Source organism: Streptomyces ureilyticus (assembly GCF_011045025.1).
GTDB lineage: Bacteria > Actinomycetota > Actinomycetes > Streptomycetales > Streptomycetaceae > Streptomyces > Streptomyces ureilyticus.
In genome coordinates, this window is the sequence record NZ_JAAKZX010000052.1 from 1 (window position 1) to 24,806 (window position 24,806).

A 24,806-nucleotide genomic window follows, 5' to 3' on the forward strand; every position below is an offset into this window, starting at 1 on the left:
TACCCGTCCCATACCAAGGGGCTCCGCCCCTGGACCCCGCTGGGGCTGCGCCCCAGACCCCATCGGCCTGAACGGCCTCGTCCTCAAACGCCGGACGGGCTGAAAATCAGCCCGTCCGGCGTTTGAGGACCGGGGCCCCAGGGATGGGACGGGTAGGGGCGGCGGGGGCGAATCCCCTCAGCCGGCCGAGCCGTCTTCCTCAGCGTCGTTCGCGTCGTCGTCGGCCGAGTCCTGGTCCGCGGACTTGTCCGCCGTCACCTGGGCCGTCTTCAGGTCGACGTTCCACTCGCGCTCCGCGCCGCCCGAGGCGCGCGTCTCGGCGTCCCAGGCCTTGGACTTGCCGTCCTCGTCCAGGTCGACCGACGTGACCGTGCCCTTCGCGGCAGCGGCCTTCGCGGCCTCCTCGGCGGAGACGGACGAGCCCTTCAGGGCGGCGCGGACCTGCGCGGTGTCGTTGCCGTCCTCGTGCTCGACGTGCGAGCCGAGGACCTTGCCGGTCGCCGGGTCGATCTGGACGCTGTGCCAGGTGCTGCCCTTGGCGAGGATGTCGACGTCCCAGACCGCCGGGCCGCCGTCGTCCTCGGCGTCCAGGTCGGCCGAGACCGCGGTGCCGGGCGTGTGGCGGAGGGCGGAGCTGATGGCCTCGACCGCCGTGACCTTGCCGGACGTGCCCTGGACCGCGTCGTCGTCGGTCCGGCCGTCATCGGCCTGGCCGTCGTCGGCGTCACGGGCGTCGGCGTCACCGTCACGGTCGTCGGTGTCGCCGACGCCATCGTCACGGGCATCGGTCTCGCCGGCGTCATCGTCGCGGCCGTCGTCGTCGCGGCCGTCATCGTCGCGGCCGTCATCGGCCGGCCGCACGCTCGACGGCTTCGTCGTCGCCGCCCCGCCGTGGCTCGTGACCGCGAGTGCCGTCGCCGTGCCGCCTCCCACGAGGGCCGCGGCGGCGATGGTAGCGATGACGATGTTGCGCTTCATGGGGGTTCCTCCCGAGTTGGTCTGCTGCGCCGTGTTTCGACGTGAACCAATCTGCTGGAGGCACGCTGAAGCGAAGCTGAAGCATCCTGAAGACCACTTCAGGTTCGCCCTGCGAAGCTGAACCCCATGCGCCTGTTGATCGTGGAAGACGAAAAGCGGCTCGCCCTGTCCCTCGCCAAGGGCCTGACAGCCGAGGGCTTCGCCGTGGACGTCGTCCATGACGGCCGGGAGGGGCTGCACCAGGCCGGCGAGGGCTCGTACGACCTCGTCATCCTCGACATCATGCTGCCCGGCATGAACGGGTACCGGGTGTGTGCCGCCCTGCGCGCCGCCGGTCACGACGTGCCCATCCTCATGCTCACCGCCAAGGACGGGGAGTACGACGAGGCGGAGGGCCTCGACACGGGCGCCGACGACTACCTCACCAAGCCGTTCTCGTACGTCGTCCTGGTGGCCCGCGTGAAGGCGCTGCTCCGGCGGCGCGGATCCGCGGGCGCGTCCCCCGTGCATGTGATCGGTGAGTTCAGGGTCGACACCGCCGCTCGGCGCGTCCTCCGGGGCGAGGAGGAAGAAATCGCCCTCACCGCAAAGGAGTTCTCGGTCCTCGAGCAACTCGTCGTGCGGGCCGGCGAAGTCGTCTCCAAGTCCGAGATCCTGGAGCACGTCTGGGACTTCGCCTACGAGGGCGACCCCAACATCGTCGAGGTGTACATCAGCACCCTGCGCCGCAAACTCGGCGCCTCGCTGATCCGGACCGTACGGGGGGCCGGTTACCGCCTGGAGGCGAGATGAGGCGCGTCGTGGGATCCGTACGTCCGCCGTACGGCACGGCGGACACTCACGGTTCACGGACACTCACGGTCCCCGAGGAACCGACAGGCGGAGTTCGTTTCGAACTCCGCCTGCCCCTGTGCTAGTTCCTCGCTGTCACGGACGGCCCCGCTGCCCCCGCAGATGCCCCGCGACCGGCATCAGGGACTTGTGGAGCGCTTCCAGTTCCTCCGGCGGGATGAGGTCGATGAAGTGCCGCCGCACAGACGCCACATGGTGTGGCGCGACCTTCTTCATCGTCTCCATGCCGTGCTCCGTGAGCACGGCATACAGCCCACGGCGGTCGGACTCGCAGTTCTCCCGCCGGACCAGGTCCGCGTTCTCCATGCGCGTGATCTGGTGCGAGAGGCGGCTCTTGGACTGGAGGGTGGCGGACGCGAGATCGCTCATCCGCATCCGGTGGCCCTCCGATTCCGAGAGGTTCACCAGGATCTCGTAGTCGTTCATTGTCAGGCCGAACGGCTGGAGGTCCCTTTCGAGCTGGTACGTCAACAACCTGTTGACCTCCAGGTGGGTGCGCCAGGCGCACTGCTCCGCATCGGTCAGCCAGGGCGTGGCCGTCTCGGTCTCCATAAATGGATTCTACCTAAGATGTTGAAAGGTGAACTGATGAGGGTTTTATTTATGTGCCGGTGCGCACGCGTTCGATGTCACACTCCGCAGACTACCGCTCACAGCCCGAAGCGACGCTGGAGATCTCCCAGCTGTCCGGGAAGGCGCGGTGATCCGGACGGCTGCCCACCTGACGCCCCGCCCCCACCGGGTACCCCCGGCTCGTTCGGAGTGAGCCCCGTGGCCTGCTCGGCCATCAGCGTCTCGCTGGACTGCAGCAACACCGTGCCGGCGCCCACGAACTCGAACTGATGCTCCTCTCCGGAGGCCCCGCCCATGCCCGTAAGCGCACGTAGACCGCCCATCAGGCCCGTCATGTAGCCGTGGTCGTAGTGGTGGCACGGCGAGGGGCAGTCCGCCCAGCCGACCAGGGCCTGCGGATCGACCCGGATCGGCGGCTCCATGAACACCACCGGACCGTTCGAGGCGGCCACGAACTTCCCCGTCCCGATGAGCGTCAGAAAGCCCGGCACGATCGACTGCTTGAGCGCGAGACTTGGCTGAAAAGCTAGGAGGTTGCCTGAGCGAATGGTCAGGTTGCCCTCCTCCAGATCGTACGAATTCACGTCGAAGGCCCGGTCAGCGAGCAGCATCTTGCCCGAGCCGGAAGCCACCACCCAGTCGGTGGCGTGCAATGGCGAATGGAACGACGTACGTACGAGACGGTCGAGGCGGCCGTGCCCGATGCCGTTGAACTCCATCGAGCCGTAGTAGGCGATCATCTTGCCCTTCTGCAGGAACCACTCGCTTCCCTTGAGTTCCACGCAGAAGGTGTAGTTGTTGACGTTGTCGTCCGAGGGCAGCGTCATCGGGTCGTGGATCACGGGGCCCGTCCCCGGGTAGGCGGTCACAGCTTCTCCTCCGAGGCCTGGACGAACACCGCGCCGTTGCCGCTCAGCTCGAGTTGGAAGGCCTCGCCCGAGCCGCGGCCCACCATGTCGCGCCAGCCGAGCGCGGTGGACAGCTTGTTGCGTACGTCGCCGTGATGCGCCACGTACGCCTGCGGGTCGACGTGGACGGCGCGCTGGGGAGTGATCGGCACCTCGATGATCCCGCCGTGCGCCATGACGGCCACCGCGCCGTGACCCTTGAGGGTGGTCGTGAACAGCCCCTGGCCGGTGACCTGTCCGCGCACCATGCCCATGACCCCGCCCTGCGAGCCCATGAACATCGTCCCCTGCTCCAGCGTCCCGTCGAAGGCGAGCAGCCGGTCCGCCTCCACGTACAAGGTGTCGCCTGTGAGGTTGATCACTTCGATGTGGTGGCCGCCGTGCCCGAACAGGACTGTGCCCGAGCCCTCCACCGTCATCAGCGGCGCCGCCTCGCCCGCGGCACGGCGGCCGATCATCGACATGACCCCGCCCTGGCCGCCCTGCATGTTCGGGGTGAAGGAGACCTCGCCCTTGTACGCGAGCATCGCGCCGCGCTGGCTGAACAGCCGCTGCCCCGGCGCGACCGTGGCCTCGATCACCTTCGAGTTGACCTCGCGGAACGGCATCAGACCTCCCCTGCGATCGTGTTGCGCTCGCTGGGCTGTACGTACACGAGCCCGTCGCCCTCGAAGCGGATCTGGAAGGCCTCGCCGCCGCCCTCACCCATGAACGTGCGGAACGTCACACCCGACTGGAACGACTGCCGCAGATTGCCCTGGTGCGCGATGTACGCCCCGGGATCGACCGTCAGCGGGTACTGCGAGCTGACCCGCAGCACCACCGCGGGACCGTCGGACATGATCGCCGCCTGGCCGTGGCCCTCGATGGTCGTCGTGAACAGCCCGTTGCCCTGCGAGGCGCCGCGCATGCCCGTGAAGGACGTGCCCGTGCGCAGCCCCGAGTCCGTCGCGAGCAGATTGCTCGACTCGACGAAGAGCTTGTCGCCCTGGAGGGTCACGAGGTTGATCTCGCTGGCCCGGTCCGCGAACCAGCAGGTCCCGTGCCCCTTCACCTCCATCAGCGTCATCTGCTCGCCGGTGAGGCGCCGGGTCACCATCCCCCGTATCCCCTCCCCGCCGCCGCTCATCTTCTTGAAGTCCATCTGCCCGTCGTACGCGACCATCGAGCCGTTCTTCGCCTTCACGGCGTCGCCGGTCATGTCGACGGCCAGCACCTTGCTGCCCTGGAGTCGGAACATCGCCACGGTGTGAAGGTAGCCGTCGGACGCGGCCGGTGACAGATCCTCCGGGATGATCCCGACCCTGAACACACCCTGATCGCACCGCCGGGGGATCCGTGCGCGACTCCCGGTCGAACCCCTGAACGCGGTTCGGCCCCCCGCGCCGGTCCGTGCCGGCCGGATGCCACAATGAGAGCCGCTTGTGCGTACGTTCACAAACCGCCACAAAGCGTGACCCTCTACCGCCACTGCCATCGAAGGTGACTCGTGGACATCAAGACCGCCTCCGCCCTCCGCCGCCTCCGTCTGGTCTCCGCCCCCGAGGCGATCTCGTTCCTGCTGCTGCTCGTCTGCTCGGTGCTGAAGCGGACCACGGACTTCAACGCGGTGCCCGTGATGGGCATGATCCACGGCGTCCTGTTCATCCTGTACGTGCTCTTCTGGGCCGACGCGTGGAACCGTACGAAGTGGTCCCTGAAGACGGCGGCCCTGTACTTCATCCTCTCCGTCCTCCCGGCCGGCGGCTTCGTCGCCGAGCGCAAGCTGAAGCGCGAGGCCGAGAACGCGGTCATCGCGTCGCGCGCCCGCCAGGAAGGGATCGTCAACGCATGATCGTCGCCTTCTCCGTGACGCCGCTGGGCGTCGGCGACGACGTGGGCGAGTACGTGGCCGACGCGGTGCGCGTCGTACGCGAGTCGGGGCTGCCGAACCGTACCGACGCGATGTTCACCTCCGTGGAAGGCGAGTGGGACGAGGTCATGGACGTCGTCAAGCGCGCCGTCGCGGTGGTCGAGGAACGCGCGCCGCGTGTCTCGCTCGTCCTCAAGGCGGACATCCGGCCCGGCGTGACCGACGGCCTCACATCCAAGGTGGAGACGGTCGAACGGCATCTGTCCGCCTGAGGCGTCCCGTCACTTGCTCAAGTCGGGCGCCGGGATCTTCGCCGACGGCGGGTGCTGCCCGCCCATGTCGAGCCGGAACGGCGGGTACTGGTCGGTCATCAGCGCGGCGTAGGCCATCACGCGGGCAACCCAGCGGGCCAGGCCGAGCAGGAAGTCGTAGAGGTGCCCCGGGTAGCGGGCGGTGAACGCGAGGATGACCACCGCGACCAGGGACAGGAACGGCATCAGGCCACCGCCCCGCCAGCCGTGCTCCCCCGAGCCCCAGCCGCCGGCGAAGAACCCGACGACGATGTACTGCGGGATCGCCAGCAGCCACCACTTCACCAGGACCAGCCCGCGGGAGAGTCGCTCGGGGTAGGCGACGTCGAAATGCGCCGGATAGTCGGGTACATCCGCGAGGGTGAACGGCGGGTACCGGTCCGTGCCGAGTGCTGTGTGGGCGTAGTAGGTCACGCGCCAGTTCCAGCGCATCACGCCGACGTTGAAGTCGAAGAGGGACCGCGGGTACCGGGCGGTGAACAGGATGGCGAAGAACGCGACGATCGTCACCAGCACGAACGCGATCCCCAGGAAGAACAGCACGATGTAGTGCGGGATGGCGAGCAGCCACTTCACCAGCCACAGCCATCGGGACAGCCGGGGATCGAGCGACGCTTCGAGACGGACAGGCGACACGGGGGCGGGGGGCACGGTCACGTGGCGGGCTCCTTCCGGTCCCCCCTGCCGAGATGACCACCATCAGGAACTCAGGCTCGCACGCGGCGCGGAAGGCCGCGACTTGTGCACGCCGCCCCTGAGGATGCCCCTCAGCCCTCCGTAATCCCCGCCACCAGCTCGTCCGCCGCCCGGTACGGGTCGAGCTCCCCCGCCACGATCCTCTCAGCGAGAGCGCCGAGGCGGCGGTCGCCGTGCAGGTCCCCGATGCGCTCGCGGAGGGCCGTGACCGCGATCGTCTCGACCTCGTGTGCGGCGCGGGCGAGGCGGCGTTCGGCAAGGACGCCTCGCTCTTCCATCCAGGCGCGGTGCTTCTCCAGGGCCTCGACGACCTCGTCGATGCCCTCGCCACGCGCGGCGACCGTCTTGACGATCGGAGGGCGCCAGTCGCCGGGAGCGCGGGACTCGCCCAGGCCGAGCATGTGGTTCAGTTCGCGGGCCGTGGCGTCGGCGCCGTCGCGGTCGGCCTTGTTGACGACGTATACGTCGCCGATCTCCAGGATTCCGGCCTTCGCCGCCTGGATTCCGTCGCCCATCCCGGGGGCCAGGAGCACGACCGACGTATCGGCCTCGGAGGCTATCTCGACCTCGGACTGGCCCACGCCCACCGTCTCGACCAGGACCACGTCGCAGCCCGCCGCGTCCAGTACGCGGATGGCCTGGGGCGCCGCCCAGGCGAGTCCGCCGAGGTGGCCGCGGGTGGCCATGGAGCGGATGTAGACGCCGGAGTCGGAGGCGTGCTCGGACATCCGTACGCGGTCGCCGAGCAGCGCGCCGCCGGAGAACGGTGAGGACGGGTCGACGGCGAGGACGCCGACCCGCTTGCCCTGCCGCCGGTACGCGGTCACGAGCGCGGACGTGGACGTGGACTTGCCCACGCCCGGCGAACCCGTGAGCCCGACGACGTACGCGTTCCCGGCGAGCGGGGCCAGCGCCGCCATGACCTCGCGGAGCTGTTCGGACGCCCCCTCCACCAGGGAGATCAGCCGGGCCACGGCCCGCGGCCGGCCTTCCCTGGCCTGGGCCACCAGTGTGGGGACGTCCTGCATCAACAGCTCCAATCCGAGTAGCGAGTAGAGGCGTAAAGACTGCTCAGCCCTTGGGTACCCGCACGATCAGCGCGTCACCCTGGCCGCCGCCGCCGCACAGGGCCGCCGCACCCACGCCGCCGCCGCGCCGCTTCAGCTCCAGGGCGAGGTGGAGTACGAGACGGGCGCCGGACATGCCGATCGGGTGGCCCAGGGCGATCGCGCCGCCGTTGACATTCACCTTTTCCGTGGACACCCCGAGGTCCTTCATTGACTGGACCGCGACGGCCGCGAAGGCCTCGTTGATCTCGATGAGGTCGAGAGCCGAGACATCCATGCCCTCCTTCTTCAGGGCGTGCTGGATGGCGTTCGAGGGCTGGGACTGGAGGGAGTTGTCGGGGCCGGCCACGTTCCCGTGGGCGCCGATCTCCGCGATCCACTCGAGGCCCAGCTCCTGCGCCTTGGCCTTGCTCATGACGACGACGGCCGCCGCGCCGTCGGAGATCTGCGAGGCCGAACCGGCCGTGATCGTCCCGTCCTTGGTGAACGCGGGCCGCAGCTTGCCCAGCGACTCGGCGGTCGTCTCGCCGCGGATGCCCTCGTCCTTGCTGAAGACGACGGGGTCGCCCTTGCGCTGCGGAATCTCGACGGGGGTGATCTCGGCGTCGTAAACGCCGTTCTTCTGGGCGGCGGCAGCCCGCTGATGCGAGAGGGCGGCGATCTCGTCCTGTTCCGGACGGGCGATGCCGAGGCGGGTGTTGTGCTTTTCGGTCGACTCGCCCATGGCGATGTTCTCGAAGGCGTCGGTCAGGCCGTCGTGCGCCATCGCGTCGAGCATCTCGATCGCGCCGTACTTGAAGCCCTCGCGGGACTTCGGCAGCAGATGGGGCGCGTTCGTCATGGACTCCTGGCCGCCGGCCACGATGACGTCGAACTCGCCGGCCCGGATCAGCTGGTCCGCGAGCGCGATCGCGTCCAGGCCCGAGAGGCAGACCTTGTTGACGGTGAGCGCCGGGACGTTCATCGGGATGCCGGCCTTGACCGCGGCCTGCCGCGCCGGGATCTGCCCCGCCCCGGCCTGTAGAACCTGGCCCATGATCACGTACTGCACCTGATCGCCACTGATCCCCGCACGGTCCAGGGCGGCCTTGATCGCGAATCCACCGAGGTCGGCTCCCGAGAAGGACTTCAGGGAGCCGAGCAGCCGTCCCATCGGGGTGCGGGCACCCGCGACGATCACGGAGGTGGTGCTGTTCGTTCCAGTCATGAGGAGCGATCCCCTTCCAGCTTGCACAGCTGAGGAGTGAACGAGGGTTTACTAAAATGTACTGAGCGGTAGGCCACCCGTCATCCGGCGGGGCGTGTGATCGCGCGCACGTTGCGTAACCGCGTGGGGCGCGCTGCACTAACACCATGCTGACGCGAATCGACCACATCGGGATCGCCTGTTTCGACCTGGACAAGACCGTCGAGTTCTACCGTGCCACGTACGGCTTCGAGGTCTTCCACTCCGAGATCAACGAAGAGCAGGGCGTACGCGAGGCCATGCTCAAGATCAACGAGACCTCCGACGGCGGCGCCACCTACCTCCAGCTCCTCGAGCCGACCCGCGAGGACTCCACCGTCGCGAAATGGCTGGCCAAGAACGGTGAGGGCGTGCATCACATCGCCTTCGGCACACCGGACGTCGACGCGGACGCGGCCGGCATCGGGGACAAGGGCGTACGCGTGCTCTATGACGAGCCTCGCAGGGGCACGATGGGGTCCCGCATCACCTTCCTGCACCCCAAGGACTGCCACGGCGTACTGACCGAACTGGTGACGTCCGCGCCCAAGGAGTCCACTGGTGAGGCGGCCGTTGAGTCGTCCGGGCACTGATGTCCGTACTGCATGGTCTGGGGACTTTCCGTCGGCCACTGTGCCTCGGACCCCGGATCCCCCGGCCGGAAAAGCCGGTTGGCCAGGCACCCGGGTCGATCGGGCCCGGTAGGGTTGGTCGCGGTCGTCGCTCCGGGAGGGCGGCCGCGGGCCGGGGTCCGGGTTTCGGGGGACGAGCGTCGGGGCAGCAGCCCATGCTCCGCCGTTGATCTGACACCATTCCCCGGGGGCCCCGTTCGGCGGATGGACGGAGCTCGTTTGGAGAGACTTGCGACCAGGGGACGGATGGGACCGCGCAGTGCGGGGCTACGAACGCCAGGAGCGAGAGCCGGCGGCTGACGTCGACCACCTCTCTCGGTTCGAGGCCGAGATGGAACGGCTGAAGACCGAGCGGGAGAAGGCCGTCCAGCATGCCGAGGACCTCGGCTATCAGGTCGAGGTGCTGCGCGCCAAGCTGCACGAGGCGCGCCGCAATCTGGCGTCCCGTCCTGCCTTCGACAGCGCCGACATCGGCTACCAGGCCGAGCAGATGCTGCGTAACGCGCAGATCCAGGCCGACCAGCTGCGGGTGGACGCGGAGCGGGAGCTGAGCCAGGCCCGCGCGCAAACTCAGCGGATCCTCCAGGAGCACGCCGAGCAGGCCGCCCGCCTCCAGTCCGAGCTGCACTCCGAGGCGGTGGCCCGGCGCCAGAAGCTCGACCAGGAGCTGGCCGAGCGCCGGCAGACCGTCGAGTCGCACGTCAACGACAACGTCGCCTGGGCCGAGCAGCTGCGCGCCCGCAGTGAGCAGCAGGCCCGCCGGCTCCTGGACGAGTCCCGTGCCGAGGCCGAGCAGGCCCTGGCCGCGGCTCGCACCGAGGCCGAACGTATCTCCACGGAGGCCCGGCAGCGTCTGGAGGCCGATGCCGAGGCCGCCCGCGCGGAGGCCGAGGCGCTGCTGCGCCGGGCCCGCACGGACGCCGAGCGGCTGCTGAACGCCGCGTCCACGCAGGCGCAGGAGGCCACCGACCACGCCGAGCAGCTGCGCAGCTCCACGACGAACGAGTCGGAGTCGGCCCGCCGCCAGGCCACCGAGCTGAGCCGGGCCGCCGAGCAGCGCATGACGGAGGCCGAGGGGAAGCTGCGCGAGGCGCAGGCAGAGGCCGACAAGGTCCTCGCGGAGGCGAAGGAGGCCGCGGCCAAGGCCCTGGCCAGCGCCGAGTCCACCAACGAGCAGCGCACGCGTACGGCGAAGGAGCAGGTCGCCCGGCTGGTCAGCGAGGCCACCAAGGAGGCGGAGACCACCAAGGCGGACGCCGAGCAGGTCGTCGCCGACGCCCGCGCGGAGGCGGAGAAGATCCTCGCGGAGGCCGCCGAGACGGCTCGTAGCGCCACCGCGGAGGAGACCGCCTCGCAGCTGTCGTCGGCCGCCCGTACGGCTGAGGACGTCCTGAACAAGGCGTCGGAGGAAGCCAAGCAGACGACCAAAGCGGCCACCGAGGAGGCCGAGCGGATCCGCCGCGAGGCCGAGGCCGAGGCGGACCGGCTGCGGGCCGAGGCACACGACATCGCCGAGGGGCTCAAGGGCGCGGCGAAGGACGACACCAAGGAGTACCGCGCCAAGACGGTCGAGCTGCAGGAGGAAGCGCGCCGGCTGCGCGGCGAGGCCGAGAGCCTGCGGGCCGACGCGGTCGGCGAGGGCGAGCGGATCCGCGCCGAGGCCCGCCGTGAGGCCGTCCAGCAGATCGAGGAGGCGGCCAAGACCGCCGAGGAGCTGCTCGCCAAGGCGAAGGCCGACGCCGACGAGCTGCGCTCGAACGCGACGACGGAGAGCCAGAAGGTCCGCACCGAGGCCATCGAGCGCGCCACGACGCTGCGCCGCCAGGCCGAGGAGACCCTGCAGCGCACCCGCGACGAGGCCGAGCGCAATCGCGCGGAGGCCGTCGAGCTGTCCGAGACCATCAAGGAAGAGGCCGAGCGGGCCGCGCTGGAGCTGCGCGAGGAGGCCGAGCGCGCCGTCGCCGCCCGGCAGGCCGAGGCCTCCGAAGAGCTGACCCGGCTGCGCACGGAGGCCGAGGCGCGTCTGGCCGCCGCCGAGGAGGCCCTGACCGACGCCCGCGCGGAGGCGGAGCGGATCCGCCGCGAGGCCGTCGAGGAGGCGGACCGGCTGCGCCACGAGGCCGCCGAGCGGCTCCGTACGCTCCAGGCACAGGCCGAGGCGGAGGCCGAGCGGCTGCGCCACGAGGCCGCCTCCGATGCCTCCGCCTCGCGGGCCGAGGGCGAGGCCATCGCCGTACGACTGCGTTCGGAGGCCTCCGCCGAGTCCGAGCGGCTGAAGTCGGAGGCCCAGGACTCGGCCAACCGGGTCCGGGCGGAGGCGCAGGCCGCCGCCGAGCGGCTGGCGGCCGAGGGTGCCGAGACGCTGGCCGTCGCCCAGGAGGAGGCCACCCGGCGCCGCCGCGAGGCCGAGCAGATCCTCGGGACCGCGCGCGAGGAGGCCGACCAGGAGCGGGAGCGGGCCCGCGAGCAGAGCGAGGAGCTGCTGGCCTCGGCGCGCAACCGCGTGGAGGAGGCCCAGGCCGAGGCCCTGCGGCTGGTCGAGGAGGCCGACCGGCGCGCCACCGAGATGGTGTCCGCCGCCGAGCAGACCGCGCAGCAGGTACGGGACTCCGTGGCCGGGATGCACGAGCAGGCGCAGGACGAGATCGCGGGCCTGCGCAGCGCCGCCGAGCACGTGGCGGAGCGTACGCGCACGGAGGCGCAGGAGGAGGCGGACCGGGTCCGCGCCGACGCCTACGCGGAGCGGGAGCGGGCCGCCGAGGACGGCAACCGTCTCAAGCGGGAGGCGCGGGAGGAGGCGGAGGCCGCCAAGTCCCTTGCGGAGCGCACGGTTTCGGAGGCGATCGCCGAGTCCGACCGGCTCCGCTCGGAGGCCAGGGAGGACGCGAACCGGCTCCGCTCCGACGCCGCGACACAGGCCGACAACCTCATCGGCGAGGCACGCAACGAGGCGGAGCGGCTCCATTCGGAGACGAACACGGAGGCCGAGCGGGTTCGCGCCGAGTCCGTGGCGAAGGCCGAGAAGCTGATCTCGGACGCGACGGGCGACGCCGAGCGGCTGCGCGCCGAGGCCGCCGAGACGGTCGGTTCCGCGCGGCAGCACGCCGAGCGGGTGCGCGGCGAGGCGCAGCGGCTCAAGGCCGAGACGGAGGCGGAGGCGGAGCGGGTCAGGGCGGAGGCGCGCGAGGAGGCCGACCGCCTGATGGACGAGGCCCGCAAGGACGCCAACAAGCGGCGTTCCGAGGCGGCCGAGCAGGCCGACAAGCTCATCCGGGAGTCGACGGCCGAGGCGGAGAAGCTGACCTCCGAGGCCCGGCGGTCCGCGCAGAAGACGACGGCGGACGCCGAGACGCAGGCCGACACGATGGTCGGCGCGGCCCGCAACGAAGCGGAGCGGCTGGTCTCCGAGGCGACCGTCGAGGGCAACTCGTATGTGGAGCGGGCCCGTACGGACGCGGACGAGCTGCTGGTCGGCGCGCGCCGGGACGCCACGGCCATCCGGGAGCGGGCGGAGGAGCTGCGCGACCGGATCACCGGCGAGATCGAGGAGCTGCACGAGCGGGCCCGCCGTGAGTCCGCCGAGGCGATGCGGTCGGCGGGTGAGCGGTGCGACGCGCTCGTGAAGGCCGCGGAGGACCAGCTGAAGGAAGCGGAGGCGGAGGCCAAGGACACGCTCTCGGAGGCCAACTCCGAGGCGGGCAAGGTCCGTATCGCCGCCGTGCGCAAGGCCGAGGGGCTCCTGAAAGAGGCCGAGCAGAAGAAGTCCGCGCTCATCGCCGAGGCCGAGCAGATCCGCTCCGACGCCGAGCGCGATGCGAAGCGGATGGTCGAGGAGGGCAAGCGCGAGCTGGAGGTGCTGGTCCGCCGCCGCGAGGACATCAACGCGGAGATCTCCCGTGTCCAGGACGTCCTCGAGGCGTTGGAGTCTTTCGAGGCCCCCGCGAGCGGCAAGGACTCGGGCGTCAAGGCGGGCGCGGCGGCCGGTGCGACCCGTTCGGGTGGCAAGTCCTCGGAAAGCTAGCCAAAACGGCTGGTTTCGTACTCGCTCGAGGCCTGTGACACCGTGTCCTGGGCGCGCTGCGGACCGTTAGCCATCAAAAAGGGCGTCATTCTCCATACCAAGTCTGTCTTCTGCTCGATGACGCGCCGCCTTGACCCCTAGGATTCCACCTATCACCTCACCGGTCTCATTCGACAGGAACCCCATGAGCGACACTTCCCCCTACGGCTTCGAGCTTGTGCGGCGTGGGTACGACCGCGCTCAGGTGGACGAACGCATCTCGAAGCTCGTCTCCGACCGTGACAGCGCTCTGGCCCGTATCACCGCCCTGGAAAAGCGCATCGAGGAACTCCACCTCGAGACGCAGAACGCCCAGGCTCAGGTGAACGACGCCGAGCCGTCGTACGCGGGTCTCGGCGCGCGCGTCGAGAAGATCCTCCGCCTCGCCGAGGAGGAGGCGAAGGATCTGCGCGAGGAGGCCCGTCGCGCGGCCGAGCAGCACCGCGAGCTCGCCGAGTCCGCCGCCCAGCAGGTGCGTAACGACGCCGAGGCGTTCTCCGCCGACCGCAAGGCCAAGGCGGAGGACGAGGGCGTCCGGATCGTCGAGAAGGCCAAGAGCGACGCCTCTCAGCTGCGCGCCGAGGCGCAGAAGGACGCGGCGTCCAAGCGCGAGGAGGCCGACGCCCTCTTCGAGGAGACCCGCGCCAAGGCCGCGCAGGCCGCCGCCGACTTCGAGACGAACCTCGCCAAGCGCCGCGAGCAGTCCGAGCGCGACCTGGCCTCGCGTCAGGCCAAGGCCGAGAAGCGCCTCGCGGAGATCGAGCACCGCGCGGAGCAGCTGCGCCTGGAGGCGGAGAAGCTGCGTACGGACGCGGAGCGCCGGGCCCGGCAGACCGTCGAGACGGCTCAGCGGCAGGCCGAGGACATCGTGGCCGACGCGAACGCCAAGGCGGACCGGATCCGGTCGGAATCCGAGCGCGAGCTTGCGGCGCTCACGAACCGCCGCGACTCGATCAACGCTCAGCTGACGAACGTGCGCGAGATGCTCGCGACGCTCACCGGGGCGGCTGTCGCTGCCGCGGGCACGCCGGAGCAGGACGAGCCGATCTCTCGTGGGGTTCCGGCTCAGCAGTCTCGGTAAGTTCGGTTTGTGGGGACACTGCGGGTCCGATTTGGCTGGTCGCGCAGTGCCCCGCACCCCTGAAAAGGCCTGAAAAGGGCGCTCACTGGCCCCCTGCTTTCCAGCGCAGGGGGCCTTGTGTTTTACCCGGACTTGGTGGGAACCGTCAGCCGCCCGTTATCCTCCTAAGCCTTACGGGGGCATGCGTCCCGACACACTGACCTGTCGATGGGTGCGGAGAATGATCGAGGCAGTCGGCCTGACTAAGCGCTATGGCGCGAAGACGGCCGTGTACAACCTTTCCTTCCAGGTGAGGCCAGGTGCCGTCACCGGCTTTCTCGGGCCCAACGGCTCGGGCAAGTCGACCACGATGCGGATGATCCTCGGCCTGGACAACCCCACCGCGGGGCAGGTGACGATCGGCGGCTATCCCTACCGGAGGCTGCCCAACGCCCCCCGCCAGGTCGGCGCGCTGCTCGACGCCAAGGCCGTGCACGGCGGCCGGCACGCGCGTAACCACCTGCTGTGCCTGGCGCAGCTGTCCGGCATCCCGGCCCGCCGCGTGGACGAGGTCCTCGGGGTCGTGGGCCTTCAGGACGTGGCGAAGAAGCGCTCCAAGGGCTTCTCGCTCGGCATGGGCCAGCGCCTCGGCATCGCCGCCGCGCTGCTCGGCGACCCTCAGGTGCTGCTCTTCGACGAGCCGGTCAACGGACTCGACCCCGAGGGCATCCTGTGGGTGCGCAACCTCATGAAGTCCCTTGCGGCGGAAGGCCGTACGGTCTTCGTGTCCTCGCACCTGATGAGCGAGATGGCGGTGACCGCCGACCACCTCATCGTGATCGGCCGCGGCCAGTTGCTCGCCGACATGAACATCAAGGAGTTCATCTCGGCCAACTCCGCGGACTTCGCGCGCGTACGGACTCCCGATGCCGAGCCGCAGCAGCGCGAGAAGCTGACGGCGGCGCTGACCGAGGCGGGCGGCCAGGTGCTGCCAGAGCAGGACGGTGCGCTGCGGGTGATGGGCCTGCCGCTGCCCCGCATCAGCGACCTCGCGCACGGCCATGACGTACGCCTGTGGGAGCTGTCCCCGCACCAGGCTTCGCTGGAGGAGGCGTACATGCGGATGACGCAGGGCGCCGTCGACTACCGCTCGACCGACGACCAGCGTGCGGGCCTCCAGCAGCAGATGCCGCCGGGTGCCATGCCGCCGCCGCAGATGCCGGTGCCCGGGCAGGGCCAGCCGGGCTGGTACGCCCCGCCGCCGCCCCAGCAGGGCGGCCAGCCGTTCGCGATGCCGCAGGGGCAGCCCGCGGGCCCGTACGGGGCGCCGGCCGCGCCCGGCGGCCCCGGCGAGCCCAACCCGTACGCCCAGGCCGCTCCCGCGCAGCCCGCCGCTCCTGACATGACCAAGCCCGAGGACGCCCGATGAGTACGCCCCAGCCACAGACGCAGCAGCAGATGCAGCAGCAGGCCGCGCCCAACTGGCAGGCGGCGCCCGGCCCTTCGTACACCTCGCCGATTCCCATCACGCGTACGCACCTGGGGCATGCCATCGCCTCGGAGTGGACGAAGATCAAGTCTGTCCGCTCGACGATCTGGACCCTGGGTGCCTTCGTCCTTCTCGTGATCGGTCTGGGCCTGCTCTTCGCCATCATCGCCGCCTCCGCGGACATGAACCTGGAGGGTGAGTCCCCGCTGGGCCTCGGCCTGTTCGGGGTGATGCTCGGCAGTGTCTGCATCATCACGCTCGGCGTGCTGACCACCGCCTCCGAGTACGGCACGGGAATGATCCGGACCACGATGACCGCGTGCCCGAGCCGCGGCCGGGTGCTGGCCGCGAAGGCCATCGTGTTCTTCGTGCTCGCCTTCACGGTCACGCTCGTGGCGACCGCGCTCGTCGCCTTCCTTCAGGTGGCGATCCTCGGCGACAGCAACGCCGCGGACCCGACCAGCGAGGAGTGGATCAAAGCGACGGTCGGCGTCAGCCTCTTCCTCGCGCTGTTCGGACTGCTGGCGCTGCTGATGGGCTCGCTGATCCGGCACTCGGCGGGCGGCATCACCATCATGCTCGGCTTGTTCCTCGCACCGCTGGTCATCGCGATCTTCATGTTCGCGCAGGCGCTGAAGGACGTGCAGGAGTTCCTGCTCAACTACTCGATCCCGAGCCAGCTCGGTGTCTTCTACAGTGCGGAACTCGGCTCCTCCGGCCCGTCCGGCTGGGACCCGCTGTGGATCATGCTGGGCCTGACGGCCGCCGCGTTCGCCGGCGCCTTCCTCCTCCTGGAGAAGCGCGACGTCTGAGCCGTATGAGCAGGCCCAAGAGGCCTTAGAAACGTGGCGCGTTGCGGGACCGCTGCACCCGAGTGGTGCGGCGGTCCTTCGCGTTCCAGCAGGCCTTGTGCCAGTGGCGGCGGTCGTCCACGCCCGCGTGCTCCGGCCAGGCAACCACGTGCGGGACCGCCGAGGGGATCAACTGCGCGCAGCCCGGGCACCGGTAGGTCTTGCCCTCGGCACTCGCGCCCGCCACGTGGCGTACGCTCCATGCCTCGCCCTGCCAGCTCTCCGAGGTCTGCCAGCCGCCGTAGCGGTCGGACCGGTCGCTCTGGTCCGCGGACGCGCTGGGGGCGCCCTTGGGACGATTGCGGCGCGGGGACACAGGACACCTCACGGGCTATGCAGGGAGCATGGGTCGCATCCAGCCTACGCGGCCCAGCCATGGGTACACGTACCACAAAGCCCCCACAGACTCCGGCGTGACCGGCTCAACCTCCCGGCGTGACCGGCCCATTCTGCAGACAATCCGCCAATCTCCCCGCCAAGCCGTTTCTTTGGCACGTGTCAGACGGTTATGCGGTTGAGGAGCCGCCTCGGCGCCAAGGAGGACAGGAGTGCGATGCGCGTAGGAAGTTTTGTACTGGCAGCCCAGTTCCCGGGACAGGGCCACGGAGAGGCACTGCATCGCGCGGTGCGGTCGGCGGAGGTCGCCGAGGAGGCCGGGCTCGACGCGGTCTGGCTGGCCGAGCACCACTTCGTGCCGTACGGGACGTGCCCGTCGGCCGTCACGCTCGCCGCGCTGCTGCTCGGCCGCACCCGCCGTATCCGCGTCGGCACGGCGGTCAGCGTACTCCCCAACACGCACCCCGTGACGCTCGGCGAGCAGGCCGCGCTGCTGCATGTGACGTCCGGCGGACGCTTCATGCTGGGCGTGGGGCGCGGTGGCCCCTGGGTCGACCTGGAGGTCTTCGGATCGGGTCTCGAGGCGTACGAGAAGGGGTTCCCGGAATCACTCGATCTGCTGGTGCGCTGGCTGCGTGAACCCTCCGTCTCCAGCGCGAGCGAGCGCTTCAGCTTCCGTGAAGTCCCGGTCGTACCAAGGCCGTCGGAGGATCTGACGGGCGCCGAGGGTCCGGAGGTCGTCGTCGCCTGCACCTCGCCGGCGAGTGTCCGGCTGGCCGCCGAGCGCGGTCTGTCGATGCTGCTCGGGATGCATGTCGGCGACGAGGAGAAGGCGGAGATGGTCGCACTGTGGCGTTCGCACGCCAGGGCCGCGGGCCGCTCCCCCGAGGAGATCGCGGGCGCGGCGCATGTCTCGGCCGGCATCGCGCAGATAGCGGACCGCCGTGCCGACGCGGTCGAGACGCTCGTCAAGGCGATGCCGGGCTGGCTGAAGCAGGGTCTTGAGGCCCATGTGACGGTGGACGGCCGCGCCCGGTCGATGCGGGACCCGCTGGCGTACACCGAACTGCTCTGCGGTCTGCACCCGGTGGGCACGCCCCGGCTGTGCGCCGACCGGCTGGCGGCGACCTCGGAGCGTACGGGCATCACCCGCTTCGCACTCCTGGTGGAGGGCTCGGGCGATCTGGCGGCGACGGAGGAGAACGTACGGCGGCTGGGGGCGGAGGTGCTGCCACGACTGCGGTGAAGGGCTGGCGCCGGGAAGGGTACGGCTGCTCGTGTGCCCGGGCCGGTCGGCGGCGGACGGGGCTCAACGCGCCCGCCTCGCGGGGAGCTTGCCGCCCCGTGCAAAAAATGCACCTCCCGCGTACGGGGCGGCAAGCCTGCGGCGTCGCTGCCTCAGCAGTCCCGGAACTCCGGGGACTGGTTCAGCAGTTGGCTGCGCACCGAGGTGAAGCGGGCCAGCGTGTCGTCAACCGACGCGTCCAGCGGGAACACCGCCACCCGATGGCAGTTCTGGAAGGCCAGCCGTACTCCGAAGTGCCGCTGCAGAGCGCCGCGTATCGCGTCACTCGCGAGCGCTCGCAGCAACTGGCCCCGTGCCTGCTCGTCCGGCGGCGGCGTCTGGTTGTCGGCGAAGTTTCCGCCGTCGACCTTCAGTTGGGCCACCAGGGAGCTGATCATCTCCCATGCGTAAGGCAGGGAAGTCCGGACGCAGTCGACGAATTCCGCTTCGTCGACCTCGCCTCGCTCGGCCTGTTCGAGTAGGGCCGGTGAGACGTCCAGCGACATGGGTTCTCCTCTCGCACCCCCTCCCGACAGAGGGGGTTGACGGACAGGGCGGGAGACCGCGACAACGGACAACCTGACAACGGACACGCTGCGTACGCGCACCACGACCTCCCGTTCATACGGTAGGCAACTGTTCTTGATCGCACCAGGACATCTGGAACACAGCAGGGCACCAATGCGCACACAACCGGCCACTTCCAAACAGCATGTGCCATTGGCAAGAGGCGTTGACGATGGGCGAATCGCGTTCACCAGCGCCCGTCGAGTAGCGTTGCCGACCATGCGTCTCGTCATTGCCCGCTGCTCCGTCGACTACGCCGGCCGGCTCACCGCCCATCTCCCGTCGGCACCCCGCCTGATCCTGGTGAAGGCGGACGGAAGCGTCTCGATCCATGCGGACGACCGGGCCTACAAGCCCCTCAACTGGATGTCTCCGCCCTGCACGTTGAAAGAGGGGGACGGAGACGAGAAGGGCGTCTGGACCGTCACGAACAAGGCGGGCGAGAAGCTCATCATCACGATGGAGGAGGTCCTCCACGACTCCTCGCATGAACTGGGCGTGGACCCCGGCCTGATCAAGGATGGCGTGGAAGCACACCTCCAGGAACTGCTCGCCGACCGCATCGAGACCCTCGGCGAGGGCTATTCGCTGATCCGCCGCGAGTACATGACGGCCATCGGCCCGGTCGACATCCTCTGCCGGGACGCCGAGGGCCAGACCGTCGCCGTGGAGATCAAGCGACGCGGCGAGATCGACGGCGTGGAGCAACTCACGCGCTATCTGGAGCTGTTGAACCGCGACCCGCATCTCGCGCCGGTACGCGGCATCTTCGCGGCCCAGGAGATCAAGCCGCAGGCCCGCGTCCTCGCGACCGACCGCGGCATCGGCTGCACGGTCCTCGACTACGACGCGCTGCGGGGCATCGAGGACGACAAGCTTCGGTTGTTCTGACAGCCGGGACGTTCTGAGGGTTACGACGGCAGAGGGCCGGGTCCGTATCGAGCGGACCCGGCCCTCTGCCGTGACGTACAACTACCGTTCGTACAACTGCCGTGTCGTACGCGGCTTTTGTCAGATCCCCGGCGTCAGATCACCGTCGTCAGATCGCCGCCCGGCGGCTCGTCGCTCTCCGCCGGAGCGCTCGCGGTGGTCTCGGGCGGGCTGGACACCGGTGTGCTGGGCGCCGGGCCGCTGGCCGAGTTGTCCGGCGGCGTGGGGTCGTCCGGTGGATCGACGGTCGGCGGAGTCGTCGGGTCGTCCGGCGGCGTCGGCGTCGGGTCGTCCGGCGGCGTGGGTGTGGGATCGTCCGGCGGCGTCGGCGTTGGATCGTCCGGCGGCTTCGGCGTCGGGTCGTCCGCCGGCGGCTTGCTCGTGGGCGGCTTCGACGGCGACTTGGTCGGATCGTCCGGGTCCTTCGTCCCGGTCGGATCGTCTTCCGACGGCTTCTTGCTCGGCGTCGGCGTCGGATCGTCCGCGGTCCCCACGATGCCGTCCTCGCCCGGGTCCGGTGCCGTCGGACGGCTCGTGGAGTCGGAGTCGTCGTCCTTCACCGGCTGCTCCGCGCCGAGCCCGCCGCCGTTGTCACCCGGACTGGCCGAGGGGTTGACGCCGACCCTCTCCGACGGGGGAGGGTTCTCGCCGTCCGAGGTGGCGCCGAGCGTCACCACCGTGCCGAGCACGGCGACGAGCATCGCGCCCGCGCCCGCGGCCACCAGATTGCGCTTGGTGCCGTTCACCAGCCGCTTGACGCCGCTGGGCCGGTGCGAAGCCGGAGGTCCGGTCCGACGCGTGATCACCGTCGCAAGCTGAGGCGGAGTGGGCGGCGAGACCGACGCAAACGTAGCCGGTACGCCACCAGGGGGCGACGCCGACTCCTCGTACCGGGCGTCGGACACTTCTTCGCCCGTCGTCGCCCCGAACCCGGCCGCCGGAGTGACACCCGTACGGTCGTCGACCAGCGCGAGGGCGCGGCGGCCGGCGGTGCTACCGCGCTTGTCCGCGACGGCGCCGCGCAGCCCGACGGAGGCCTCCAGCTCGGCGCGGGACCGGTCGTACTGTCCGCCGCAGAGCGCCAGTATCCCCAACTCATGGTGGAAGTAGGCCTGTTCGGAGACCTCACCGGCGACCCTGGCCACCTCGGCGCCCGCCCGCAGCGTGCGCTCCCAGGAACCCCAGTCGAGGCTCGCGGCGAACGCGGGCGCGACCGCACGGGCCAGCGCTACGGCGGCGCTCTCCTCCTCGCCCTCCAGCGGCGGCTCGGCCACCGACACGAGCCCGGTGAGCGCCGCGAGCACGGCGTCCGCCTCGGCGGCGACCCTCTCCGGGGTGACCGAAGGATGCCCGGCCCACCAGGCGTAGTGCCGGGCGGCGGTCTGCGCCCGCTCATGCGCGTCGGAGACGTACCCGTCGCCCGCCAGTTGGGTGTGCACGCCCGCCGCGAGCCGGTAGTGCGAGCCGACCGGCGTGACGAGCGCGCAGCCGACCAGCTCCGCGAGCGCGGCGTCCGCGTGCGTGTCCCCGACAAGGGCGGGCAGATGCGCCTGGTGCGGCACCTCGCCGCCCAGCGCGACGGCGAACCGCAGCGTGGCGCGCGCCGATTCGCTGAGCCGGGAGGCGAGCAGCGCGGCGGGCGCGGCGCCGTCGGCGAGCGAGGGCAGCGGTACGTCCTGGAGGTCCTCGGCGTCGAAGGGCGCGTCCACGGGCGCGTCCTCGTAGTAGCCGTACTCGTCGAAGGCGTTCGGGTCGGCGCGCAGCTGGTCGCGCTGCCGCAGCAGCGCACCGGCCTGCACGAAGCGCAGCGGCCGTCCCTCGGACTCGAACCAGAGGTCGCCCGCCCAGTTCGCCTCGTCCTCGGTCAGTACGCGGCCCACGGCACGCTCGAGCAGTTCGAGCCCGCCGGCCCGGCCGAGCCCGCCGAGGAACACCTCTTCGAGGAGTGAGTCGGTGGACGGCGCGGCGACTTCGGGCGTCGCGGAGATCAGGAAGGCGCACTCAGGCGTCGCGTCGAGCAACTCGTCGAGCGCGCCGCCGCCGAACTCGATGTCGTCGAGGACGACGACCGCGCCGATCTCCCGGACGAGCGCGAGCAGTTCGTCCGGCTCCGGCCGGTACAACGGCGCGCTGTAGACGGCCGCGAAGAGATGGTGCAGCAGATCGCCGACCGTGCGGCGGTAGCCGCTGAGGCGTACGACGCCGTCGGGGGCGAGATCCGCACAGTCGTCGGCGACAGCCTCCAGAAGCGCCGTACGGCCCGATCCCGACGGCCCGGTGAGCCGTACGGAGCGCCCGCGCGCAAGCAGGCGCACAAGCCGCTCACGCTCCTCCTCACGCTCCAGGAGCGGCATCCTGGGCAGCGAGGGCCCCGGTGGTACGGGCGGCCGCGAGGCGCGCGCCAGCTCGGCGCGCTCGGCGGGTGTGAACTTCACCGGTCTGCCCGGCCGCTCGCCCGGCGGGCAGAGCTCTATCTCGCTGCCGTCGACGGGATTGACGGTGAGCAGGTAGTCGCCGGACACCAGCTGGACGGTGCGCGCCAGTGCCGGCGTGTTCTGGCCGTTTCCCGGTGCGAGCGCCTGCGTGAGCGGATCACGCGGCGGGCGCTGTCGAGGCGTCCGGACGTCGTCGTCACGGCCGTGCTCTTCGGGTCCTCGGTTGTTCGTCGGGTCCATAGGTCCAAGCCCCCCAAAAGCGTTGTGTGCCGAGCCCCCCGGCCTGCTGCACACTGCGCTGTCGCTTCTGGTCCGGTGCCCGCTTACGGGTTGGTGAGGGTATAGCGGGCAGCCGAACCCTAAACCTTCGCACAGTATCTACGAACAGACGGGGTACGGCGCCGTCCGAGACGTCACAGCTTCATGAGGATTGTGTTCGCTGTGCTTTTCATGCAGGAGACGGCGGTCCGGTTTCTTGCGAAAGCCGGTTCTCGAGTGAGCGGCGGTACGTTCCTTCTGACGGCGGCGGTCCGGCTCACACCCGGGGCAGCGACTCGACTCCGATGCCGCCCTCGATCGCCAGGATCCGGTGCAGCCGGGTCGCCACCAACAGGCGTTGCATCTGCGGCGGAACGCCGCGCAGCACAAGCCTCCGGCCACACCTCCCCGCCCGCCGGTGGGCCCCCATGATGACACCGAGTCCGGTGGCGTCCCAGGAGTCCAGCTCTGACAGGTCGAGCACCAGGTCGCCGGCTCCGTCGTCGACGGCCGAGTGCAGGACCGTACGGGCGTCCGCCGCGCTGACGACGTCGAGGCGGCCCCCGACGGCCAGCTCGGCGTGGTCGCCCCTGATGTGCATATGCGCTCCCCGAGAGTGCGTTTCGTGTTCAGCGTCTTTCGTGCTCTTCCGTGTCCTGTGTTTGTGCCAGGACTGACTGCCGTAGCGGGGCAGAAGTTGCCGTCTGTAAGCGAACCGATACCGAAACCACCCCTAAGGGTGATCACTGCAGGGACGACAGAAGGTCAGTACGTGTAAAAGCCCTGCCCGCTCTTGCGCCCGATATCACCGGCGTCGACCATCCGGCGCATCAGTTCCGGAGGCGCGAACTTCTCGTCCTGCGTCTCCGTGTATATGTTGCTCGTCGCGTGCATCAGGATGTCCACGCCCGTCAGGTCGGCGGTGGCCAGCGGCCCCATCGCATGACCGAAGCCCAGCTTGCAGGCGACATCGATGTCCTCGGCACTGGCCACGCCCGACTCGTACAGCTTCGCCGCCTCGACGACGAGCGCCGAGATGAGACGGGTGGTCACGAAACCGGCGACATCGCGGTTGACGACGATGCAGGTCTTGCCGACGGACTCGGCGAACTCCCGTGCGGCGGCGAGCGTTTCGTCGCTCGTCTTGTAGCCGCGGACCAGCTCGCACAGCTGCATCATCGGGACCGGTGAGAAGAAGTGGACGCCGACGACCCGCTCCGGGCGCTCGGTGGCCGCCGCGATCTTGGTGATCGGGATGGCGGAGGTGTTGGACGCGAGTACGGCCTCGTCCCTCACCAGCTTGTCGAGCGCACGGAAGATCTCGTGCTTGACGTCCAGCTTCTCGAAGACGGCCTCGACGACGATGTCGGCGTCGGCGACCGCGTCGAGATCGGTGGTCGCGGTGATACGCCCCAAGGCCTCCTCGGCCGCACCGGTGTCCAGCTTCCCCTTGCTCACGAACTTCTCGTACGACGCCTTGATGCCGTCCGTACCACGCGTCAGCGCCTCATCGGTGACATCCCGTAGGACGACGTCCCAGCCGGCCTGTGCGGATACCTGGGCAATACCGGAACCCATCAGTCCGGCTCCGATGACGGCAAGCTTCCGCGCCACAGTCCGACTCCCCTAACCCACTTAACACGCTGCTTATATCTGCCTCTCCGGCGGACCTTAGCGCTCGTGAGCGGCTGTGTGACTAGTTAGTAATGCGAGTCACGTCTCGATGGACGGACATCACACCGGCAGGGGTCATTCCGGCGCTCGTACGGCGTAGTTGAGGACCTTCTCGCTCAACAGGTCCTCCATGTCGTCCAGGAGCAGGAGCACCTCTCGGGACACTTCGCCCGGTTTGCGCCCGGCGACCATTTCGCTGCCGATGACGCCCATCACCGTCTGGTGCAGCCAGTTGATCTGACCGGCGATCAGCGTGGGCATGGGGTCGTCGACAGAGGCGCCGGTTTCCTCGCGCAGGGTCGCCTCCAAGTTCTCCTGGACCTCCTGCTGGACGCTCCACAGCCTGGAGCGCAGGGTGGGCGCCTCATGGATGACCCTCATGAACTGTTCGTAGCCCTCCATGAGACCGACGCGCGGCGAGACCGTCTCGACCTCCTCCCGCAGCTCGCGCAGTACGGCCGCAGCGGCCGACTCCCCCACGTCACGGCCGCGCACCCAACGCGAGAGTCGGTGGACCACGTCCTTGCTGCGGTCGAGGAAGAGGTCCTCCTTGGCGGGGAAGTAGTTGTAGACGGTGTTCACGGAGACGTCGGCCTTGTCGGCGATGTCCGCGATCGTCACGGTCACGAAGCCGTGCTCCACGAACAGCGACGTGGCGATGTCCGAGATCCGCTGCCTCGTCTCGCGCTTCTTCCGCTCCCTGAGCCCCTCTGCCATGCCTCCATCGTAGCTTCGCTGCGGTTGGCCCAATCTTGGGTCCAGCCAAT

At 69.9% G+C, this 24,806-nt stretch carries 24 protein-coding genes; 10 read left to right on the forward strand and 14 right to left on the reverse strand.

What is annotated here, in order from left to right:
- Positions 1-177: 177 nt before the first annotated feature.
- Positions 178-978, reverse strand: coding sequence for a PepSY domain-containing protein (locus G6048_RS18285; RefSeq protein WP_165340625.1), 801 nt, complete (start codon positions 976-978; stop codon positions 178-180).
- Between the two features lie 126 nt (positions 979-1,104).
- Here G6048_RS18285 and G6048_RS18290 point away from each other — a divergent pair, with 126 nt between their 5' ends.
- On the forward strand, positions 1,105-1,770 hold the full coding sequence (locus tag G6048_RS18290; RefSeq protein WP_165340626.1) for a response regulator transcription factor: 666 nt from the start codon (positions 1,105-1,107) through the stop codon (positions 1,768-1,770).
- Between the two features lie 135 nt (positions 1,771-1,905).
- Here the strand turns inward: G6048_RS18290 and G6048_RS18295 are convergent, their stop codons facing one another.
- The 4 genes from G6048_RS18295 to G6048_RS18310 all read right to left on the reverse strand — a co-directional run bounded on the left by G6048_RS18295 (position 1,906) and on the right by G6048_RS18310 (position 4,551).
- Entirely contained in the window at positions 1,906-2,382 is a 477-nt protein-coding gene (locus G6048_RS18295) for a MarR family winged helix-turn-helix transcriptional regulator (RefSeq protein ID WP_165340627.1), read from the reverse strand.
- 98 nt (positions 2,383-2,480) lie between these two features.
- The gene (locus G6048_RS18300; RefSeq protein WP_165340628.1) at positions 2,481-3,272 is read right to left on the reverse strand and encodes an AIM24 family protein; all 792 of its coding nucleotides are present in this window, start codon (positions 3,270-3,272) and stop codon (positions 2,481-2,483) included.
- Entirely contained in the window at positions 3,269-3,919 is a 651-nt protein-coding gene (locus G6048_RS18305) for an AIM24 family protein (protein WP_165340629.1), read from the reverse strand. Before G6048_RS18305 ends, G6048_RS18300 begins: the two co-directional genes overlap by 4 nt.
- Entirely contained in the window at positions 3,919-4,551 is a 633-nt protein-coding gene (locus tag G6048_RS18310; RefSeq protein ID WP_165340671.1) for an AIM24 family protein, read from the reverse strand. The genes G6048_RS18305 and G6048_RS18310 overlap by 1 nt, the downstream gene beginning before the upstream one ends.
- A gap of 249 nt (positions 4,552-4,800) precedes the next feature.
- Between G6048_RS18310 and G6048_RS18315 the strand changes: the two genes are divergently transcribed.
- A complete protein-coding gene (locus tag G6048_RS18315) occupies positions 4,801-5,145 on the forward strand; it encodes a DUF3817 domain-containing protein (RefSeq protein WP_165340630.1) in 345 nt (114 codons plus the stop codon).
- Positions 5,142-5,435, forward strand: coding sequence for an MTH1187 family thiamine-binding protein (locus G6048_RS18320; protein WP_165340631.1), 294 nt, complete (start codon positions 5,142-5,144; stop codon positions 5,433-5,435). Before G6048_RS18315 ends, G6048_RS18320 begins: the two co-directional genes overlap by 4 nt.
- Positions 5,436-5,444: 9 nt before the next feature.
- On the opposite strand, the gene G6048_RS18325 is transcribed toward G6048_RS18320, so the two are convergent.
- From G6048_RS18325 to G6048_RS18335, 3 genes are all read right to left on the reverse strand, one after another.
- Positions 5,445-6,131 carry a DUF4389 domain-containing protein gene (locus G6048_RS18325; RefSeq protein ID WP_408056145.1) on the reverse strand — a complete coding sequence of 229 codons (687 nt, stop codon included), beginning with the start codon at positions 6,129-6,131 and terminating at the stop codon, positions 5,445-5,447.
- A gap of 110 nt (positions 6,132-6,241) precedes the next feature.
- Positions 6,242-7,198 (reverse strand): methylmalonyl Co-A mutase-associated GTPase MeaB, encoded by a 957-nt coding sequence (gene meaB / locus G6048_RS18330; RefSeq protein ID WP_165340632.1) that lies wholly within the window; start codon positions 7,196-7,198, stop codon positions 6,242-6,244.
- Positions 7,199-7,241: 43 nt separating this feature from the next.
- Positions 7,242-8,444: an acetyl-CoA C-acetyltransferase gene (locus G6048_RS18335; protein WP_165340633.1), complete on the reverse strand. Its 1,203-nt coding sequence runs from the start codon at positions 8,442-8,444 to the stop codon at positions 7,242-7,244.
- A gap of 146 nt (positions 8,445-8,590) precedes the next feature.
- On the opposite strand from G6048_RS18335, the gene mce reads away from it, so the two are divergent.
- The 5 genes from mce (at position 8,591) to G6048_RS18360 (ending at position 16,515) form a co-directional block, all read left to right on the forward strand.
- Positions 8,591-9,055, forward strand: a complete 465-nt coding sequence (mce, locus tag G6048_RS18340; RefSeq protein ID WP_165340634.1) for a methylmalonyl-CoA epimerase — start codon at positions 8,591-8,593, stop codon at positions 9,053-9,055.
- Between the two features lie 298 nt (positions 9,056-9,353).
- Positions 9,354-13,115 carry a polarized growth protein Scy gene (gene scy, locus G6048_RS18345; protein ID WP_165340635.1) on the forward strand — a complete coding sequence of 1,254 codons (3,762 nt, stop codon included), beginning with the start codon at positions 9,354-9,356 and terminating at the stop codon, positions 13,113-13,115.
- A 184-nt stretch (positions 13,116-13,299) separates the two neighbouring features.
- The gene (locus G6048_RS18350) at positions 13,300-14,235 is read left to right on the forward strand and encodes a coiled-coil domain-containing protein (RefSeq protein ID WP_165340636.1); all 936 of its coding nucleotides are present in this window, start codon (positions 13,300-13,302) and stop codon (positions 14,233-14,235) included.
- A gap of 220 nt (positions 14,236-14,455) precedes the next feature.
- Positions 14,456-15,643, forward strand: coding sequence for an ATP-binding cassette domain-containing protein (locus G6048_RS18355; protein WP_165340637.1), 1,188 nt, complete (start codon positions 14,456-14,458; stop codon positions 15,641-15,643).
- Positions 15,640-16,515, forward strand: a complete 876-nt coding sequence (locus G6048_RS18360) for an ABC transporter permease subunit (RefSeq protein ID WP_165340638.1) — start codon at positions 15,640-15,642, stop codon at positions 16,513-16,515. Before G6048_RS18355 ends, G6048_RS18360 begins: the two co-directional genes overlap by 4 nt.
- Before the next feature lie 25 nt (positions 16,516-16,540).
- On the opposite strand, the gene G6048_RS18365 is transcribed toward G6048_RS18360, so the two are convergent.
- Entirely contained in the window at positions 16,541-16,870 is a 330-nt protein-coding gene (locus tag G6048_RS18365) for an ATP/GTP-binding protein (RefSeq protein ID WP_165340639.1), read from the reverse strand.
- Between the two features lie 237 nt (positions 16,871-17,107).
- On the opposite strand from G6048_RS18365, the gene G6048_RS18370 reads away from it, so the two are divergent.
- The gene (locus tag G6048_RS18370; protein ID WP_165340640.1) at positions 17,108-18,136 is read left to right on the forward strand and encodes an LLM class flavin-dependent oxidoreductase; all 1,029 of its coding nucleotides are present in this window, start codon (positions 17,108-17,110) and stop codon (positions 18,134-18,136) included.
- A gap of 152 nt (positions 18,137-18,288) precedes the next feature.
- Here G6048_RS18370 and G6048_RS18375 read toward each other — a convergent pair whose 3' ends face one another.
- A complete protein-coding gene (locus G6048_RS18375; protein WP_165340641.1) occupies positions 18,289-18,681 on the reverse strand; it encodes an SCO5389 family protein in 393 nt (130 codons plus the stop codon).
- A gap of 280 nt (positions 18,682-18,961) precedes the next feature.
- Between G6048_RS18375 and nucS the strand changes: the two genes are divergently transcribed.
- Positions 18,962-19,633: an endonuclease NucS gene (gene nucS / locus G6048_RS18380; protein ID WP_165340642.1), complete on the forward strand. Its 672-nt coding sequence runs from the start codon at positions 18,962-18,964 to the stop codon at positions 19,631-19,633.
- Positions 19,634-19,767: 134 nt separating this feature from the next.
- Here the strand turns inward: nucS and G6048_RS18385 are convergent, their stop codons facing one another.
- The 4 genes from G6048_RS18385 to G6048_RS18400 form a co-directional block, all read right to left on the reverse strand.
- The gene (locus G6048_RS18385; RefSeq protein ID WP_165340643.1) at positions 19,768-22,347 is read right to left on the reverse strand and encodes an ATP-binding protein; all 2,580 of its coding nucleotides are present in this window, start codon (positions 22,345-22,347) and stop codon (positions 19,768-19,770) included.
- Positions 22,348-22,642: 295 nt separating this feature from the next.
- Positions 22,643-22,966, reverse strand: coding sequence for an STAS domain-containing protein (locus G6048_RS18390; RefSeq protein ID WP_165340644.1), 324 nt, complete (start codon positions 22,964-22,966; stop codon positions 22,643-22,645).
- A gap of 164 nt (positions 22,967-23,130) precedes the next feature.
- Positions 23,131-23,979 carry a 3-hydroxyacyl-CoA dehydrogenase family protein gene (locus G6048_RS18395; protein ID WP_165340645.1) on the reverse strand — a complete coding sequence of 283 codons (849 nt, stop codon included), beginning with the start codon at positions 23,977-23,979 and terminating at the stop codon, positions 23,131-23,133.
- Between the two features lie 135 nt (positions 23,980-24,114).
- Entirely contained in the window at positions 24,115-24,756 is a 642-nt protein-coding gene (locus G6048_RS18400; RefSeq protein ID WP_165340646.1) for a TetR/AcrR family transcriptional regulator, read from the reverse strand.
- Between the last annotated feature and the right edge of the window lie 50 nt (positions 24,757-24,806).

Bases quoted from the DNA above. Each gene is read 5' to 3' on its own strand.
- G6048_RS18285 (WP_165340625.1), bottom strand. From the start codon at position 978: ATGAAGCGCAACATCGTCATCGCTACCATCGCCGCCGCGGCCCTCGTG.
- G6048_RS18290 (WP_165340626.1), top strand. From the start codon at position 1,105: ATGCGCCTGTTGATCGTGGAAGACGAAAAGCGGCTCGCCCTGTCCCTC.
- G6048_RS18295 (WP_165340627.1), bottom strand. From the start codon at position 2,382: ATGGAGACCGAGACGGCCACGCCCTGGCTGACCGATGCGGAGCAGTGC.
- G6048_RS18305 (WP_165340629.1), bottom strand. From the start codon at position 3,919: ATGCCGTTCCGCGAGGTCAACTCGAAGGTGATCGAGGCCACGGTCGCG.
- G6048_RS18310 (WP_165340671.1), bottom strand. From the start codon at position 4,551: ATGTTCCGACTCCAGGGCAGCAAGGTGCTGGCCGTCGACATGACCGGC.
- G6048_RS18320 (WP_165340631.1), top strand. From the start codon at position 5,142: ATGATCGTCGCCTTCTCCGTGACGCCGCTGGGCGTCGGCGACGACGTG.
- meaB (WP_165340632.1), bottom strand. From the start codon at position 7,198: ATGCAGGACGTCCCCACACTGGTGGCCCAGGCCAGGGAAGGCCGGCCG.
- G6048_RS18335 (WP_165340633.1), bottom strand. From the start codon at position 8,444: ATGACTGGAACGAACAGCACCACCTCCGTGATCGTCGCGGGTGCCCGC.
- mce (WP_165340634.1), top strand. From the start codon at position 8,591: ATGCTGACGCGAATCGACCACATCGGGATCGCCTGTTTCGACCTGGAC.
- G6048_RS18350 (WP_165340636.1), top strand. From the start codon at position 13,300: ATGAGCGACACTTCCCCCTACGGCTTCGAGCTTGTGCGGCGTGGGTAC.
- G6048_RS18355 (WP_165340637.1), top strand. From the start codon at position 14,456: ATGATCGAGGCAGTCGGCCTGACTAAGCGCTATGGCGCGAAGACGGCC.
- G6048_RS18360 (WP_165340638.1), top strand. From the start codon at position 15,640: ATGAGTACGCCCCAGCCACAGACGCAGCAGCAGATGCAGCAGCAGGCC.
- G6048_RS18370 (WP_165340640.1), top strand. From the start codon at position 17,108: ATGCGCGTAGGAAGTTTTGTACTGGCAGCCCAGTTCCCGGGACAGGGC.
- G6048_RS18375 (WP_165340641.1), bottom strand. From the start codon at position 18,681: ATGTCGCTGGACGTCTCACCGGCCCTACTCGAACAGGCCGAGCGAGGC.
- nucS (WP_165340642.1), top strand. From the start codon at position 18,962: ATGCGTCTCGTCATTGCCCGCTGCTCCGTCGACTACGCCGGCCGGCTC.
- G6048_RS18385 (WP_165340643.1), bottom strand. From the start codon at position 22,347: ATGGACCCGACGAACAACCGAGGACCCGAAGAGCACGGCCGTGACGAC.
- G6048_RS18390 (WP_165340644.1), bottom strand. From the start codon at position 22,966: ATGCACATCAGGGGCGACCACGCCGAGCTGGCCGTCGGGGGCCGCCTC.
- G6048_RS18400 (WP_165340646.1), bottom strand. From the start codon at position 24,756: ATGGCAGAGGGGCTCAGGGAGCGGAAGAAGCGCGAGACGAGGCAGCGG.